The sequence below is a fragment of the Streptomyces sp. NPDC056160 genome, assembly GCF_042268205.1.
Lineage (GTDB): Bacteria > Actinomycetota > Actinomycetes > Streptomycetales > Streptomycetaceae > Streptomyces.
Window position 1 is genome coordinate 69,152 of the sequence record NZ_JBHJUW010000024.1, and the last position, 13,833, is coordinate 82,984.

Annotated in this window: 13 protein-coding genes; 3 read left to right on the top strand and 10 right to left on the bottom strand. The window is 72.7% G+C overall.

What is annotated here, in order from left to right; genetic code table 11:
* Positions 1–14 precede the first annotated feature (14 nt).
* Together ACFC02_RS11840 and ACFC02_RS11845 are read right to left on the bottom strand one after the other, a co-directional pair.
* On the bottom strand, positions 15–878 hold the full coding sequence (locus tag ACFC02_RS11840; RefSeq protein ID WP_376355505.1) for an Fpg/Nei family DNA glycosylase: 864 nt from the start codon (positions 876–878) through the stop codon (positions 15–17).
* 164 nt (positions 879–1,042) lie between these two features.
* Positions 1,043–3,130 carry a SpoIIE family protein phosphatase gene (locus ACFC02_RS11845; RefSeq protein ID WP_376355506.1) on the bottom strand — a complete coding sequence of 696 codons (2,088 nt, stop codon included), beginning with the start codon at positions 3,128–3,130 and terminating at the stop codon, positions 1,043–1,045.
* Positions 3,131–3,249: 119 nt separating this feature from the next.
* On the opposite strand from ACFC02_RS11845, the gene ACFC02_RS11850 reads away from it, so the two are divergent.
* Both ACFC02_RS11850 and ACFC02_RS11855 read left to right on the top strand, forming a co-directional pair.
* On the top strand, positions 3,250–4,674 hold the full coding sequence (locus tag ACFC02_RS11850; protein WP_376355508.1) for a lipase maturation factor family protein: 1,425 nt from the start codon (positions 3,250–3,252) through the stop codon (positions 4,672–4,674).
* A 10-nt stretch (positions 4,675–4,684) separates the two neighbouring features.
* Positions 4,685–4,903, top strand: coding sequence for a DUF3224 domain-containing protein (locus tag ACFC02_RS11855; RefSeq protein ID WP_376355510.1), 219 nt, complete (start codon positions 4,685–4,687; stop codon positions 4,901–4,903).
* Here ACFC02_RS11855 and ACFC02_RS11860 read toward each other — a convergent pair.
* Genes ACFC02_RS11860 through ACFC02_RS11895 form a run of 8 tightly spaced genes read right to left on the bottom strand, consistent with a single transcriptional unit; the run spans position 4,888 to position 12,811 of the window.
* A complete protein-coding gene (locus ACFC02_RS11860) occupies positions 4,888–5,742 on the bottom strand; it encodes an amidohydrolase family protein (RefSeq protein ID WP_376355512.1) in 855 nt (284 codons plus the stop codon). The genes ACFC02_RS11855 and ACFC02_RS11860 overlap by 16 nt on opposite strands.
* Positions 5,739–6,053 (bottom strand): L-rhamnose mutarotase, encoded by a 315-nt coding sequence (locus tag ACFC02_RS11865; RefSeq protein ID WP_376355514.1) that lies wholly within the window; start codon positions 6,051–6,053, stop codon positions 5,739–5,741. The genes ACFC02_RS11860 and ACFC02_RS11865 overlap by 4 nt, the downstream gene beginning before the upstream one ends.
* Entirely contained in the window at positions 6,050–7,018 is a 969-nt protein-coding gene (locus ACFC02_RS11870; protein ID WP_376355516.1) for an aldo/keto reductase, read from the bottom strand. Before ACFC02_RS11870 ends, ACFC02_RS11865 begins: the two co-directional genes overlap by 4 nt.
* Positions 7,015–7,770, bottom strand: coding sequence for an SDR family NAD(P)-dependent oxidoreductase (locus ACFC02_RS11875; protein ID WP_376355518.1), 756 nt, complete (start codon positions 7,768–7,770; stop codon positions 7,015–7,017). The genes ACFC02_RS11870 and ACFC02_RS11875 overlap by 4 nt, the downstream gene beginning before the upstream one ends.
* On the bottom strand, positions 7,767–9,131 hold the full coding sequence (locus ACFC02_RS11880; protein ID WP_376355520.1) for an L-fuconate dehydratase: 1,365 nt from the start codon (positions 9,129–9,131) through the stop codon (positions 7,767–7,769). Before ACFC02_RS11880 ends, ACFC02_RS11875 begins: the two co-directional genes overlap by 4 nt.
* 56 nt (positions 9,132–9,187) lie before the next feature.
* Positions 9,188–10,216 (bottom strand): ABC transporter permease, encoded by a 1,029-nt coding sequence (locus tag ACFC02_RS11885; protein ID WP_376355522.1) that lies wholly within the window; start codon positions 10,214–10,216, stop codon positions 9,188–9,190.
* Positions 10,209–11,714, bottom strand: coding sequence for a sugar ABC transporter ATP-binding protein (locus tag ACFC02_RS11890; RefSeq protein ID WP_376355524.1), 1,506 nt, complete (start codon positions 11,712–11,714; stop codon positions 10,209–10,211). Before ACFC02_RS11890 ends, ACFC02_RS11885 begins: the two co-directional genes overlap by 8 nt.
* On the bottom strand, positions 11,711–12,811 hold the full coding sequence (locus ACFC02_RS11895) for a sugar ABC transporter substrate-binding protein (protein WP_376355526.1): 1,101 nt from the start codon (positions 12,809–12,811) through the stop codon (positions 11,711–11,713). The genes ACFC02_RS11890 and ACFC02_RS11895 overlap by 4 nt, the downstream gene beginning before the upstream one ends.
* A gap of 251 nt (positions 12,812–13,062) precedes the next feature.
* Here ACFC02_RS11895 and ACFC02_RS11900 point away from each other — a divergent pair, with 251 nt between their 5' ends.
* Positions 13,063–13,734 carry a FadR/GntR family transcriptional regulator gene (locus tag ACFC02_RS11900; protein ID WP_376355536.1) on the top strand — a complete coding sequence of 224 codons (672 nt, stop codon included), beginning with the start codon at positions 13,063–13,065 and terminating at the stop codon, positions 13,732–13,734.
* Positions 13,735–13,833 lie beyond the last annotated feature (99 nt).

The window sequence follows — 13,833 nt, forward strand, 5'->3', positions numbered from 1 at the left end:
CCCCCGCCCGCGCGCTATTTGAGCAGCCGGGAGAGTCTGCGGTCCGCCAGCGGTTTCCCGCCGGTCTGGCAGGTCGGGCAGTACTGCAGCGAGGAGTCGCTGAAGGAGACCTCGCGGATGGTGTCGCCGCACACCGGGCACGGCTCGCCGGTACGGCCGTGCACCCTGAGGCCGCTCTTCTTCTCCGCCTTCAGCCGGCCGGCCGCGAGCCCCCGGGAGCGCTCCACGGCCTCGGTCAGGGTGGTGCGCAGCGCCTCGTACAGTCTTCGGGTCTCCTGCGGGGTCAGGGAGGCGGCCAGTTTGAAGGGGGACATACGCGCCGCGTGCAGGATCTCGTCGCTGTAGGCGTTGCCCACGCCCGCGATCAGGCTCTGGTCGCGCAGGGCGCCCTTGAGCTGCCGCCGCTCCCCCGCCAGGAGCCGCGTGAAGCGTTCCTCGTCGAAGCCGTCGGCCAGCGGGTCGGGGCCGAGGCGGGCGATGCCCGGCACCTGACGCGGGTCGCGCACCACGTACACCGCGAGCCGCTTCTGGGTGCCGGCCTCGGTGAGGTCGAAACCCGCGCCGGTCTCCAGGGCGACGCGCAGGGCGAGGGGGCCCTTGCCGGGGCGGGGCACGCCGTCGGGCAGGCGGTCCTTCCACTGCAGCCAGCCCGCGCGGGCGAGGTGGGTGACGAGGTGCGGGCCGCCACCGGTCGCCAGGTCCAGGAACTTCCCGTACCGGCCGACAGCGGTGATCTCGTGGCCTTCGAGGGCGGTGAGGGGCGGGTCGTAGGTCTTCAGGACGCTGATGGCGACGGGCAGCACCCGGACCACCTCGTGACCGACCAGGTTCTCGGTCAGGAAGTCCTTGAGCGCTTCCACCTCGGGCAGTTCCGGCATGGTTCCAGAGTGCCACCGGCCGCTGACATTGATACTCGTACGCGGGTTCCGGCGGTCGTGGCTCTGCGACTGACCGGCGCCCTACTCAGCTGTCAGCGCCACGCGGCGCAGGCATGCTCCCCGGCCCCGGCTCCCGGCTCCCGGCTCCCGGCTCCCGGCTACGCTCACTCCGCCCGGCCCACGACGAACTCGCACCACAGGCACTTGCCGCCGCCGCGCGCCTCCACGCCCCACACGTCGGCGAGCCGGTCGACGAGCAGCAGGCCCCGGCCGGAGACGCCCTGCTCCCCCGGTTCGCGGCGGCGCGGCAGGGCGCTGGAGGAGTCCTCGACCTCGACCCTGAGCCGCCGGTCGGTGCCGGTGAGCACCCGCAGGGTGACCACGGCTGCACCCTCGGTGTGCATCAGCGCGTTGGTGATGAGTTCGTCGGCCACGAGTTCGATCTCGTCGGAGCGTTCGCGGGCGCCCCAGGAGCGCACGGTGGCGCGGATCAGGTGCCGGGCTCCGGTGAGCGCCTCGGGGTCGCCGGGGGCGACGTGCTGCTGGAGCCGGCCGACGGGCTGCCGTTCCGTGAGCGCGCGACGGCGCAGCACGAGCAGGGCCACGTCGTCGTCGCCGCCGCGTTCCTCCGCCATGGCGATCAACCGGTCGGCGAGGTCCCGTACGTCCTCGGGACCGGCCGCGATGGACGCGACCAGGGCCCGCATGCCGTCGTCGAGGTCGGCGCCGGGCTGTTCCACGAGGCCGTCGGTGCACAGCACCAGGGACTGTCCGGGGTCGAGTTCCATGGCGCAGACCGGGTACTCCAGGCTGCCGAACTCGGCGGACAGGCCGAGCGGCAGGCCACCGTCGGCCTCGACCCGGTGGCAGGTGCCGTCGACGTGCCGCACCAGCGGGTCGATGTGGCCGGCGCGGACGACCTGGACGACGCCGGTGGACAGGTCGGCCTCCGCGTACAGGCAGGTCGCGAAGCGGTCGGTGTCCAGTTCGTGCAGGAAGACGGAGGCGCGGGCCATCACGGTGGCCGGGGTGTGGCCCTCGGCGGCGTAGGCCCGCAGGACGATGCGCAGCTGGCCCATGACGGCGGCGGCGTGCGTGTCGTGGCCCTGGACGTCGCCGATGACGGCGCCGACCCGGCCGCCGGGGAGCGGGATGAGGTCGTACCAGTCGCCGCCGATGTCGCGGCCCAGGGAGCCGCCCGCGTACCCGGAGCGGTAGCGCACGGCGACGTCGGCGCCGGGGACGCTGGGGATGGTGCGCGGCAGCATGGCCTGCTGGAGGCTCTGGGCGAGGTCCTTCTCCTGCTCGTAGAGCATGGCCCGCTGCAGGCTCTGCGCGATGCTGCTGCCGAGGGCGACGAGGACGTTGCGCTCCTCCTGGGAGAAGCCGTGCCGGCCGCTGTAGAGCAGGCCCATGCCGCCGATCGGGCGGCCCTGTGCGACCAGCGGGAGGTAGGCGGCCGAGGTGATGCGCAGGTCCGTGATGTGCGGCCACAGGATGGGGTAGCGCTCGGCGAAGTCCTCCGGGGACTCGATGAAGCGCGGGCTGAGGGTGCGGACCGCCTCGCTCATCGGGTAGGGCTCGTCGATCCGGGTGACGCGGGTGCCGGGGACGGAGCTGCCCTCGGGCCCCTCGGCGACGAGCCGGATGCGGCCCGCCTCGACGAGGCCGAGGACCAGGCTGGTGGAGCCGAGCAGGGCCAGTCCGTGGCTGTCCTTGACGACGTCGATGACGTCCTGGACGGTGTGCGCGTGGGCGAGGGCGGCCGTGGTGGCCTGGACGACGTTGGTCTGCTCGCGGCGGGCGACGGCCCGGGCGACGCGCTCCTGGCGGCCCGCGATGTCGTCGAGTTCGTCGGTGGCGTCCCGGATGATGCCGATGATCCGCTGCGGGCGGCCGGCCCCGTCGCGGCGGATGTAGCCCTGGGTGTGGACCCAGCGCAGGGTGCCGTCACGGCGGCGCACGCGCATGTACGTGCCGTAGTTCTCGCTGCCGCCCTTCAGCGCACGGGCCACCATGGCGTCCAGGCGGCGGCCCTCCTGGCCGGGGATGCGGCGGGCCAGGCTCTCGGGGCGGCCGTCGTACTCCTCGGAGGTGAGATCGAAGATCTTGAGGGTCTGCGCGTCCATGCTGAGCAGACCGGTGTCCAGGTCCCAGTCGAAGCTGCCCATGCGGTTGAGTGCCAGGATCGGATCCGGGTGCGCGGGCCAGTCGTCCGGGAGTGACAGGGCGTGCGCTCCCCGTTCAGCCATGGGGCCACCTTGCCAGCATTTGCCTGATTCTTCGAGTGGGAAGCGGGGGAACCAGAGGAGGACCGGGGGAACCCGAGGAGGACCTGAGGGAAGCCGCGAGGAGAGGGGCGTGCACGGCCGTGGGATGGTTCACCGCACCCGAGTACTGGATGGGCCGGCTGGTGTTCCAGCGGGCGCTGGCCGCCGTGTACCTCGTGTCGTTCCTGACGGCGGCCCTGCAGTTCCGGGCGCTGCTGGGCGAGCGGGGCATGCTGCCGATCCCCCGGTTCGTGGCGCGGGTGCCCTTCCGCCGGGCGCCGAGCCTGTTCCACCTGCGCTACTCCGACCGGCTCTTCGCGGTGGTCGCCTGGGGCGGCTGCGCGGTGTCGGCGGTGCTGCTCGCGGGGCTGGACGGGTGGCTGCCGCTGTGGGGCTGCATGCTGCTGTGGCTGGTGCCGTGGGCGCTGTACCTGTCGATCGTGAACGTCGGGCAGACCTGGTACGGCTTCGGCTGGGAGTCGCTGCTGCTGGAGACGGGGTTCCTGGCGGTGTTCCTGGGCAACGGCGAGGTCGCCCCGCCCGTGGTGGTGCTGTTCCTGCTGCGCTGGATCCTGTTCCGGGTGGAGTTCGGCGCGGGGCTGATCAAGATGCGCGGCGACGCGTGCTGGCGGAACCTGACCTGCCTGTACTACCACCACGAGACGCAGCCGATGCCGGGCCCGCTGAGCTGGTTCTTCCACCATCTGCCCGCCCCGCTGCACAAGGCCGAGACGGCCGCGAACCACGTCACGCAACTGGTGGTGCCGTTCCTGTTGTTCACCCCGCAGCCGATCGCCACGGCCGCCGCGTCGCTGATGATCCTGACCCAGTTGTGGCTGGTGCTGTCGGGCAACTTCGCGTGGCTGAACTGGATCACCGTCGTGCTGGCCCTGTCCACCGTGCGATGGCCGGGCTCCCCGCCGTCCCCGGCGCCGGCGACACCGCTGTGGTACGAGGTGGTCGTCCTGGCCGTCGCCGTGCTGCTGGCGGGGCTCAGCTACCGCCCCGTACTGAACATGGTCTCCCGCCGCCAGGTCATGAACCGTTCCTTCGACCCGCTGCACCTGGTCAACACCTACGGGGCCTTCGGCAGCGTCAGCCGGGTCCGCTACGAGGTGGTGATCGAGGGCACCCTGGACGAGGTGCCGCGCGAGGACTCCGACTGGCGGGAGTACGAGTTCCGGGGCAAGCCCGGGGACGTACGGCACTGGCCGCGCCAGTTCGCGCCGTACCACCTGCGCCTGGACTGGCTGATGTGGTTCGCCGCGCTCTCCCCCGCGTACGCCGGGCCGTGGTTCGGCGCGCTCGTGGAGCGGCTCCTGGAGAACGACCGCGACACCCTCAGGCTGCTGCGCCGCTCCCCCTTCCCGCCCGACCGGCCGCCGCGCTACGTCCGCGCCCGCCTGTTCCGCTACCGGTACACGACCTGGCGGGAACTGCGCGCCACCGGCGCCTGCTGGGACCGTACGTATGTCCGGGAGTTCCTGGCGCCGAGCCGGTTGGCGGGGACGGCGGGGCGGGCCTGACCAGAACCCGTTGTCAGACCGTCCCGCTACGGTCGGTGGCAGGAGAGCTACGGGCGCCTTCGACTTCGTCCACTCGGCCACGACGACGGGCAGCGACCGCAGCGCGGAGTTCTTCACCGTCGTCCCCGCCGGCGGCAGGGACGAGCTGTCCGGGATACGCGGCAGAGGCGGCCTGGCCGTGGACGCGGACGGCACGCACCGCATCTGGTTCGACTACGAGCTGGACTGAGCCAGCCCGTAGACCCGGGTGGCCGTCCCGTCGAAGACCGCCGCGCGCTCGTGCTCGCCGAGCGCGGCGGTCAGCCGGCGGGCGGTGGTGAGGACGTCGGGGTAGGACGCCGCCAGGGTGCACACCGGCCAGTCGGAGCCGAACATCAGCCGCTGCGGGCCGAAGGCGTCCAGCACGGTGTCCGCGTAGGGGCGCAGGTCGGCGGTGGTCCGGCGGGCGGGGTCCGCCTCCGTGAGCAGGCCCGACAGCTTGCAGACGGTGTTGGGCCGCGCGGCCAGCGCACGGACGGCGCCCGCCCAGGGCTCCGTGCCGCCCGAGGCGACGGGCGGCTTTCCCAGGTGGTCGAGGACGAAGGTCAGCCCCGGATGGAGGGCCGCCGCCTCGGCGCAGGCGGGCAGCTGGCGCGGGACGACGACCAGGTCGTACACCAGTCCCGCGTCCGCCACGGCGGCCAGGCCGCGGCCCACGTCGGCGCGCAGCAGCCAGCGCGGGTCGGGTTCGGACTGCACCTGGTGGCGGACGCCCTTGAGGTACCGGCCGCCGGGCAGCGCGCGCAGGCGGGCCAGTTCGTCGGCGACGTCCGGGCGGGTGAGGTCCACCCAGCCGACGACGCCCGCGACGAGCGCGTGGGTCTCGGCCAGGGCCAGGAACTCCGGGGTCTCCTCGGCCACGGTGACCGTCTGGACGAGGACCGTGCGCTCGACCCCGGCCGCGCGGGCCTGCGACGCCAGGTCCGCGATCGTGAAGTCACGGCGCAGCGCGCTGAGTTCGGGGCCGGTGATCCAGTCCTGGTCGCGTACGGACAGGTCCCAGACGTGGTGGTGGGCGTCGACGGTCACGGCAGTTCCCAGACGACGGGCAGGCCCGCGTCGGCACCGTCGCGGGAGTAGTCGTGGACGACGTCGAGCAGGTCGGCCATCCGCGCCTGCCAGGCCACGTTGACGGGCAGCTCCTCCAGTTCGGCGAGGAGCCGGGCGTAGTCCTCGCACTCCAGGAGGTGGAAGAGGTCGCATCCGCTGCGCCAGATGGTCCAGGCGGTGGCACCGGCGGCGCGGATGGCCGTGGTGAGTTCCGGCGGGACCTCTCGGTGGGCGGCCTCGTAGGCGGCGACGCGGTCGGCGCGTACCTTGGTGTGCAGGGCGACTCTCATGACGGCTCCTCGGGGGGCAGCAGGCCCGTCTCGCGCAGTTCCTGCCAGAAGGCGGCGGGGACGGGGACGGCGAACTGCTCGGCGCAGTCGCGTACTTCGGCGGCCGAGCGGGCGCCGACCAGGACGCTCGCGACGGCGGGGTGCGCGGCGCAGTGGGAGAGGGCGGCGGCGCGCAGGGTGATGCCGTGGGCGGTGGCGATCTCCCTCATGCGCAGCGCGCGTTCGAGCAGCCGGGCGGGTGCCTGCGCGTAGTCGTACGTCGCCCCCGGCCGCGGGTCCGCCAGCAGACCGGAGTTGAAGGCGCCGCCGACGACGACCGAGGCCCCGCGTTCCTGAGCGGCGGGCAACAGGTCGGTGAGGGCGCTGTGGTCGAGGAGGGTGTGGCGGCCCGCGCACAGCACCACGTCGACGTCGGTGTCGCGGACGAAGCGGGTGAGCAGCGCGGACTGGTTCATGCCCGCGCCGATCGCGCCGATCACTCCCTCGGAGCGGAGCTTCTCCAGTGCCGGGTAGCCCTCGCGGAAGGCCTGCTCGGCGTGGTCGTCGGGGTCGTGCAGGTAGACGACGTCGACGCGGTCCAGGCCGAGGCGGTCCAGGCTCGCCTCCAGGGTGCGGCGGACGCCGTCGGCGGTGAAGTCCCAGACGCGGCGGTGGTCGGCGGGCACCGCGAAGCCGGCGCCCAGGTCGTCACCGGTGCCGTCGGCGGGTTCGAGGCGGCGGCCCACCTTGGTGGAGACGGTGTACGCGCCGCGGGGGCGGGTGCGCAGTGCGGCGCCCAGGCGGCGTTCGGACAGGCCGAGCCCGTAGTGGGGGGCGGTGTCGAAGTGGCGGATGCCGCACTCCCAGGCGGCTGCCACGGCCTCGTGGGCCTGGTCCTCGGTCACCTCGGTGTACAGGTTGCCCAGGGCGGCGGCGCCGAAGCCGAGGGGGCCCACCTCGACGCCGCTGCGGCCGAGGGCGGTCACTGTCCCACCGGGCGCAGCCGCAGGCCCTGCATGCCGCCGTCGACGGCGAGGGCGGTGCCGGTGGTGGCGCCGGAGAACGGGCCCGCCAGGTAGGCGATGGCGGCGGCCACCTCGGCGGCGCTCACCAGGCGGCCGGTGGGCTGGCGGGCGTTCAGGGCGGCGCGTTCGGCGGCCGGGTCGGGGGCGGCGTCCAGCAGCCGGCCCACCCACGGGGTGTCCACGGTGCCCGGGTTGACGCAGTTGACGCGGATACCCTCGCGGACGTGGTCGGCGGCCATGGCCAGGGTGAGGGAGTACACGGCGCCCTTGGTGGCGCTGTAGAGCGCGCGCCGCGGCAGTCCCGCGGTGGCCGCGATCGAGCAGGTGTTGACGATCGCGGCACGGTCGGAGGCGCGCAGGTGGGGCAGGGCGGCGCGGGCGGTGCGGACCATGCCGAGGACGTTGACGTCGAAGACGCGGCGCCACTCCTCGTCGTCGTTGTCCTCTACCGTGCCCTGGGCGCCGATCCCGGCGTTGTTGACGAGGATGTCCACGCCGCCGAGGGCGTCGGCCGCCGACTCGACCGCGGTGCGCACCGAGGCGTCGTCCCTGACGTCGGCGCGGAAGGCGTGCAGCGGTTCGTCCACGGCCGAGGGGTCGAGGTCGAGTACGGCTACCTGGGCGCCGTACTCGGCGAGGAGAGCTGCGGTGGCCCGCCCGATGCCGGAGGCGCCGCCCGTCACCAGGGCCCTCAGTCCGTCGAAGTCGCTCATGCCGCGTGTCCCTTCTGCTGGTCGTGGCGGTCCGGCCGGTTCTGCTGCGCGAGGTCGGCAGCCCAGAAGGTGCCGCCGGGGAAGGTGTAGCGCTCGATGGACTCCGGGCGCATGGCGGCCGAGAAACCCGGTGCGGTGGGGGCCGTGTAGTGACCGTCGCGGATCACGACGGGGTCGAGGAAGTGGTCGTGCAGGTGGTCGACGTACTCGATGACGCGGTCCTCGGTGGTGCCGGTGAGGGCGACGTAGTCGAACATCGACAGGTGCTGCACCAGTTCGCACAGGCCCACGCCGCCCGCGTGCGGGCAGACGGGGACGCCGTACTTGGCGGCGAGCAGCAGGATGGCGAGGTTCTCGTTGACGCCGCCGACGCGGGCCGCGTCGATCTGGAGGACGTCGAGGGCGCCGGCCTGGAGCATCTGCTTGAAGACGACGCGGTTGTGGACGTGTTCGCCGGTGGCGACCTTCACCGGGGCCACCGCCTCGCGGATGGCCGCGTGGGCGAGGACGTCGTCGGGGCTGGTGGGTTCCTCGATCCAGTACGGGTCGAACTCGGCGAGCGCCTTGGTCCAGCGGATCGCCTCGGCCGTGTCCCAGCGCTGGTTGGCGTCGACGGCGATGCGGATGCCGGGCCCGACGACGGCGCGGGCGACCCGGCAGCGGCGTACGTCGTCGTCGAGGTCGGCGCCGACCTTCAGTTTGATCTGCGTGAACCCGTCGGCGACGGCCTGCGCGGCGAGCCGGGTCAGCTTCTCGTCGTCGTAGCCGAGCCAGCCGGCGGAGGTGGTGTAGCCGGGGTAGCCGCGCTCCAGGAGGCGCGCCGTGCGTCCGGCTGCGCCCTGTCTGCCCCGGCGCAGCAAGTGCAGGGCCTGCGCGGGGGTGAGGGCGTCGGTGATGTAGCGGAAGTCGATCTGCCCCACCAGCCACTGGGGATCGGCCTCGGCGAGCAGTCGCCACAGGGGCTTGCCCGCCCGTTTGGCGGCGAGGTCCCACACGGCGTTGACGACGGCGCCGATCGCCATGTGCATCACGCCCTTCTCGGGCCCCAGCCAGCGCAGTTGGCTGTCGCCGATCAGGTCCCGGAAGAGCGAGCCGGGGTCGGCGCACACCTCGTCGACGGGCCGTCCCACCACGTGGTGGCGCAGCGCGTGGATCGCGGCGACCTGGACGTCGTTGCCCCGCCCGATGGTGAAGGTGAAGCCGTGTCCCTCCGGGTCGTCGCCGTCCGTGCGCAGCACGAGGTAGGCGGCCGAGTAGTCGGGGTCCGGGTTCATCGCGTCGGAGCCGTCCAGCTCGCGCGAGGTGGGGAAGCGGATGTCGTAGGTGTCGACCGCGGTGATGCGGGCGGGCGTCGGGGACACGGGGGGCCTTTCGTTCGGTGGCGGGGTGACCTGCACGGCCGGGGACACCTGCACGCTCAGTCCTGGGCGCGGCCCGTCGTCACGCGGGCGATCACGAGGGCGACCAGGATGATCCCGCCGTAGATGGCCTGGATCCAGAACGACGGCACCTGGGCGAGGGTGAGCAGGTTCTGCACCACGCCGAGCAGCAGAACGCCGGTGAGCGCGCCGAACATGGTGCCCCGGCCGCCGTCGAGGCTGATGCCGCCGATGACCGCGGCCGCGAACACCGTGAAGATCATGTTCTGGCCCTGGTTGGCGCTGATCGCGCCGACGTAGCCGGTCTGCATGATGCCGCCGACGGAGGCGAGGACTCCGGCGACGACGAACACGCCGAGCATGACGCGCTCCACGCGGATCCCGGCGGCGCGGGCCGCCTCCGCGTTGCCGCCGATGGCGTACAGGGCGCGGCCGACGCGGTGGTACTTGAGGACCAGGCCGGTGAGGGCGAAGGCGACGGCGGCCAGCCACACCGACATGGGGATGGTGAGGAAGGTGGTGGTGGCCAGGGAGGAGAAGCTGTCGGGCATGCCGAAGAGGGTCTTGCCCTTGGTCGCGCCGACCAGCAGGCCGCGCAGCACGATCAGCATCGCGAGCGTCACGATGAACGCGTTGAGTCTGAACTTGACGACCAGGAGGCCGTTGAAGGCGCCGACGACCGCGCCGGCGACGAGGATCGCGAACAGGGCGAGCGGGGCGGCCAGTTCGGTGCCCCAGCCCGACTGGGCGGTGGGCAGGACGAGCAGGGCGCCGACGGCAGGGGCGATGCCCACGACCGATTCCAGGGAGAGGTCGAACTTGCCGGTGATCAGCACCAGTGACTCGGCGAGGACCACCATGGCGAGCGCGGCGGACGAGCCGAGGATGGAGATCAGGTTGCGTTCGGTGAGGAACGAGTCGTTGACGACCGCACCGAGCACCATGAGCAGCAACAGGGCGGGGACGAGGGCCAGTTCGCGGGCCCGGCGCAGCAGGACGGTCCTGGCCGAGCCGCCGCCGGCGGGGTGCGGGGGCGCGAGCGGCGGGGCCGCCTTGGTGTCAGCCATGGTCCACTCCTTCGATGGAGGCGATCAGCTCGTGGTCGCGCCAGCCCGCCCGGTGTTCGGCGACGATCCGGCCGTGGAAGAGGACGAGGACGCGGTCGCAGCGTCGCAGGTCGTCGAGTTCGTCGGAGACGACGAGCACGGCGGTGCCGTCGTCCCGGGCGCTGTCCATGCGCGCCAGCAGGGACTCCTTGGACTTCACGTCGACGCCGGCGGTGGGGTTGATGAGGACGAGGAGGCGGGGGTCACGGGCGAGGGCGCGGGCCATGACGACCTTCTGCGCGTTGCCGCCGGACAGGTCGGACACGGGCTGTTCGGGGCCCTCGGTGTGGATGCCGAGGCGGTCGATCAGCTCACGGGCGAAGCCGCGCCGGGCGCCCGTGGAGACGAAGCCGCGGCGGCCGAGGCGGTCGAGGACGCTGAGCGTCGCGTTGTCGCCGACGGTCATCCCGGCCACCAGTCCCTGCTCGTGCCGGTCGCGCGGTACGCAGCCGGCGCCCGCCGTCAGCGCGGCCCGCACGTCGCCGAACGGCATCGCACGGCCGTCGAGTTCGGCGGTGCCGCCGCTGGGGGTGTGCAGGCCCGCGAAGGACTCGGCCAGTTCGACCTTCCCGCTGCCGCTGGAGCCGGCCAGTCCCACGACCTCGCCGCCGCGCACGGTGAGGTCGATGTCCTGGTAGGCATCCGAGGTGAGCCGGTGCGCCGCCAGCACGACGGGGGCGTGGGCGGCGACCGGTTCGCGCGCGAGGTCGCCCTCGGTGACCGTCTCGCCCGCCATGGCCTCGACCAGGGCCGCCTTGGGCAGGTCGGCGACCGGGGCGGTGGTGATCCAGCGGGCGTCGCGCAGCACGGTGACCGTCTGGCAGACCTCGTACACCTCCTGGAGGTGGTGCGAGATGAACAGGAAGGTGACCCCGGAGTCCTGGAGTGTCCGCATGCGGGTGAACAGCCGCTCGATCTCGCGGTTGTCGAGCTGGGCGGTGGGTTCGTCCAGGACGATGAACCGCGCGCCGAAGCTCAGCGCCCGCGCGATCTCGACCATCTGCCGGTCCTCGACCTTGAGTTCGCTCGTGCGGGCCTCGGGGTCGACGCGCACGTCCCAGGTGGCGAGGAGGTCGGCGGCCTCCCGGTGCAGCCGCCGCCAGCTGATGAGCCCGCCGCGCCCGGTCGGCTGCCGGTTGATGAACAGGTTCTCGGCGACGGTGAGTTCGGGGACGACGGTCGGCTTCTGGTACACGCAGGCGACCTTGCGGCGCCAGGCGTCGCGGTCGGTGAGCGGGGGCGCGCTCTCGCCGTCGAAGCGGACCTCGCCCGCGTCGGGGGCCTGGAGCCCGGTGAGGAGGGTGACGAGGGTGGACTTGCCGGCGCCGTTGCGGCCGACCAGGGCATGGGACTCGCCGGTCCGTACGGTGAGCCTGCCGTCGGCGAGGGCGACGGTGGGACCGTAGCGTTTGGTGACGCCCCGCGCCTCGACCAGCGGGGCCGTGTCGGGGATGCTCATTTGACCGTGTTGCCCCACAGCTTGGGGTCGTCGACGTCGTCCTTGGTGACCAGGGGCGCGGGCAGCTGGTCCTCCAGGGTGCCGTTCGGCAGCTGCACGATGGTGGAGCCGTGGTCGGTCGGGCCGGGCTTGAAGGTCTTGCCCCGCATGGCCGCCTTGACGTAGTACATGCCGTACTTGGCATAGGCGTCGGCGGGCTGCGAGACGGTGGCGTCGATCTCGCCCTTGCGGATCGCGTCGAACTCCTGCGGGATGCCGTCGTTGGAGACGATCGCGATGTGCCCGGCCGTCCCGGCCTTCCTCAGCATGTTCTTGGACTTCAGGGTCTGCAGGGTGGGCGCGAGGTAGACGCCGCCGGCCTGCATGTAGATGCCCTTGAGGTCGGGGTTGGCGTTCAGGAGCGTGTCGAGTTTGGCGGCGGCGGTGTCGGACTCCCACTTGGCGGGGATCTCAAGGACCTTCAGCTTCGGGAAGTGCTTCTTCACACAGGCGCGGAACGCCTCTGAGCGCTCACGGCCGTTGACGGAGGCGAGGTCGCCCATGATCTGCACGACCTTGCCGGAGCTGATGTGCGCGCCGAGGTACTGGCAGGCCTTCTCGCCGTAGGCGACGTTGTCCGCCCGCACGACCATGGCGACCTTGCCCTTGTCCGGTGCCACGTCGACGGCGACCACCGGGACACCCTTGCGCTCGGCCTGGTCGAGGCCGGCCTGGATGGCGGCGCTGTCCAGCGGGGCCACGACCAGGCCCTTGACGCCCTGGTTCAGCTCGTTGTTGATGTCGGTGATCTGCTGCGAGGGGTCGCTGTTGGAGTTGACCGTCTTCATCGCGTCCACGCCCTGTGCCGTGGCCATCTTGGGCACGTAGTCGTTGTACGACTGCCAGAACGGCGAGGTCAGCAGGGGCAGGATCACCCCGACCCTGCCGCTCCCGTCGCCCTTGGCTCCGGCGGCGCCGCTGTCCTTGGTGCTGCCGCACGCCGTCAGCGCCAGGGCGCCGCAGGCGGCCACGGCCGTCGCGCGCACCGCCCACGCACAGGTCCGCCTGCCGTGCCGCCGCCTGCCTTGCCGTCCGTTCCGCACTTCTGTGCCGGCCATCTGTCGGCTCCTCATCGAGCGAGATCGAGCAGTTGCCGCATACTTATCAGACCACTTGGCGCGCACAACACCCTTCGGAGCCACCTTTTCCGTCCTGGCGGCCATAGTGGTCCGACCACCTCGGTGGTTAGACTGCGGCGCACGGCGACAGGAGGAATGGCGTGGAGGAGACCGCGACCGGGCCGGCCCAGCGGGCGCAGACGGAGCCGGACGGCGCGGCGAGCGCCGCGCAGGCCGGACCGAAGGGCACGGTGACGCAGCGCGCCATCGAGCAGATCAAGGCGATGATCGCCGAGGGGCGGCTGGAGCCGGGCCAACGGCTGCCCACCGAACGCGACTTGGCAGCCGGACTGGGCATCTCCCGCAGCTCCATGCGCGAGGCGATCCGCGCGCTCACCGTGCTCGGCGTGCTGGAGGCCCGGCACGGCTCCGGCATATACGTCACCCAGCTGGAGGCCGGCGACCTGCTGGAGACGTTCGGTGTCGTGGCCGACCTGACGCGCGGACCGCGCCTGGTGGAGCTGCTGGAGGTGCGCCGCGTCCTGGAGTCGACGGCGAGCGCGCTGGCGGCGGCGCGCATCACCCCGGACCGGCTGGCCGAGGTGGAGAAGCACCTGATGGCGATGAACGCCACCGACGACCCGGAGGAGATCCTCGCCCACGACCTCGCCTTCCACCGGGAGATCGCGGCGGCCGCGGGCAACGAGACGATGGCCGCGATCCTGGACGGCCTGTCCTCACGCACGTTCCGCGCCCGGGTCTGGCGCGGCTACCAGGAGGAGGGCGCCTTCGCCCGCACCCGCCGCGAACACGCCGCGATCTTCCGCGCCCTGACCGCGCACGACCCGGAAGCGGCCCGCGCGGCAGCGGCGGCCCACGTCGGTGAGGTGGAGGAATGGCTGCGCACGCAGACGGGGCAGTAGGGGGTCCGGAGCCAGGTGGAGCGGAGCAGCAGGAGGACGGCTGCGCCCGCGCGCGAAACGCGGCAGGGCGGGCCCGCGGAAGCACCCCCCGCCCCCCCG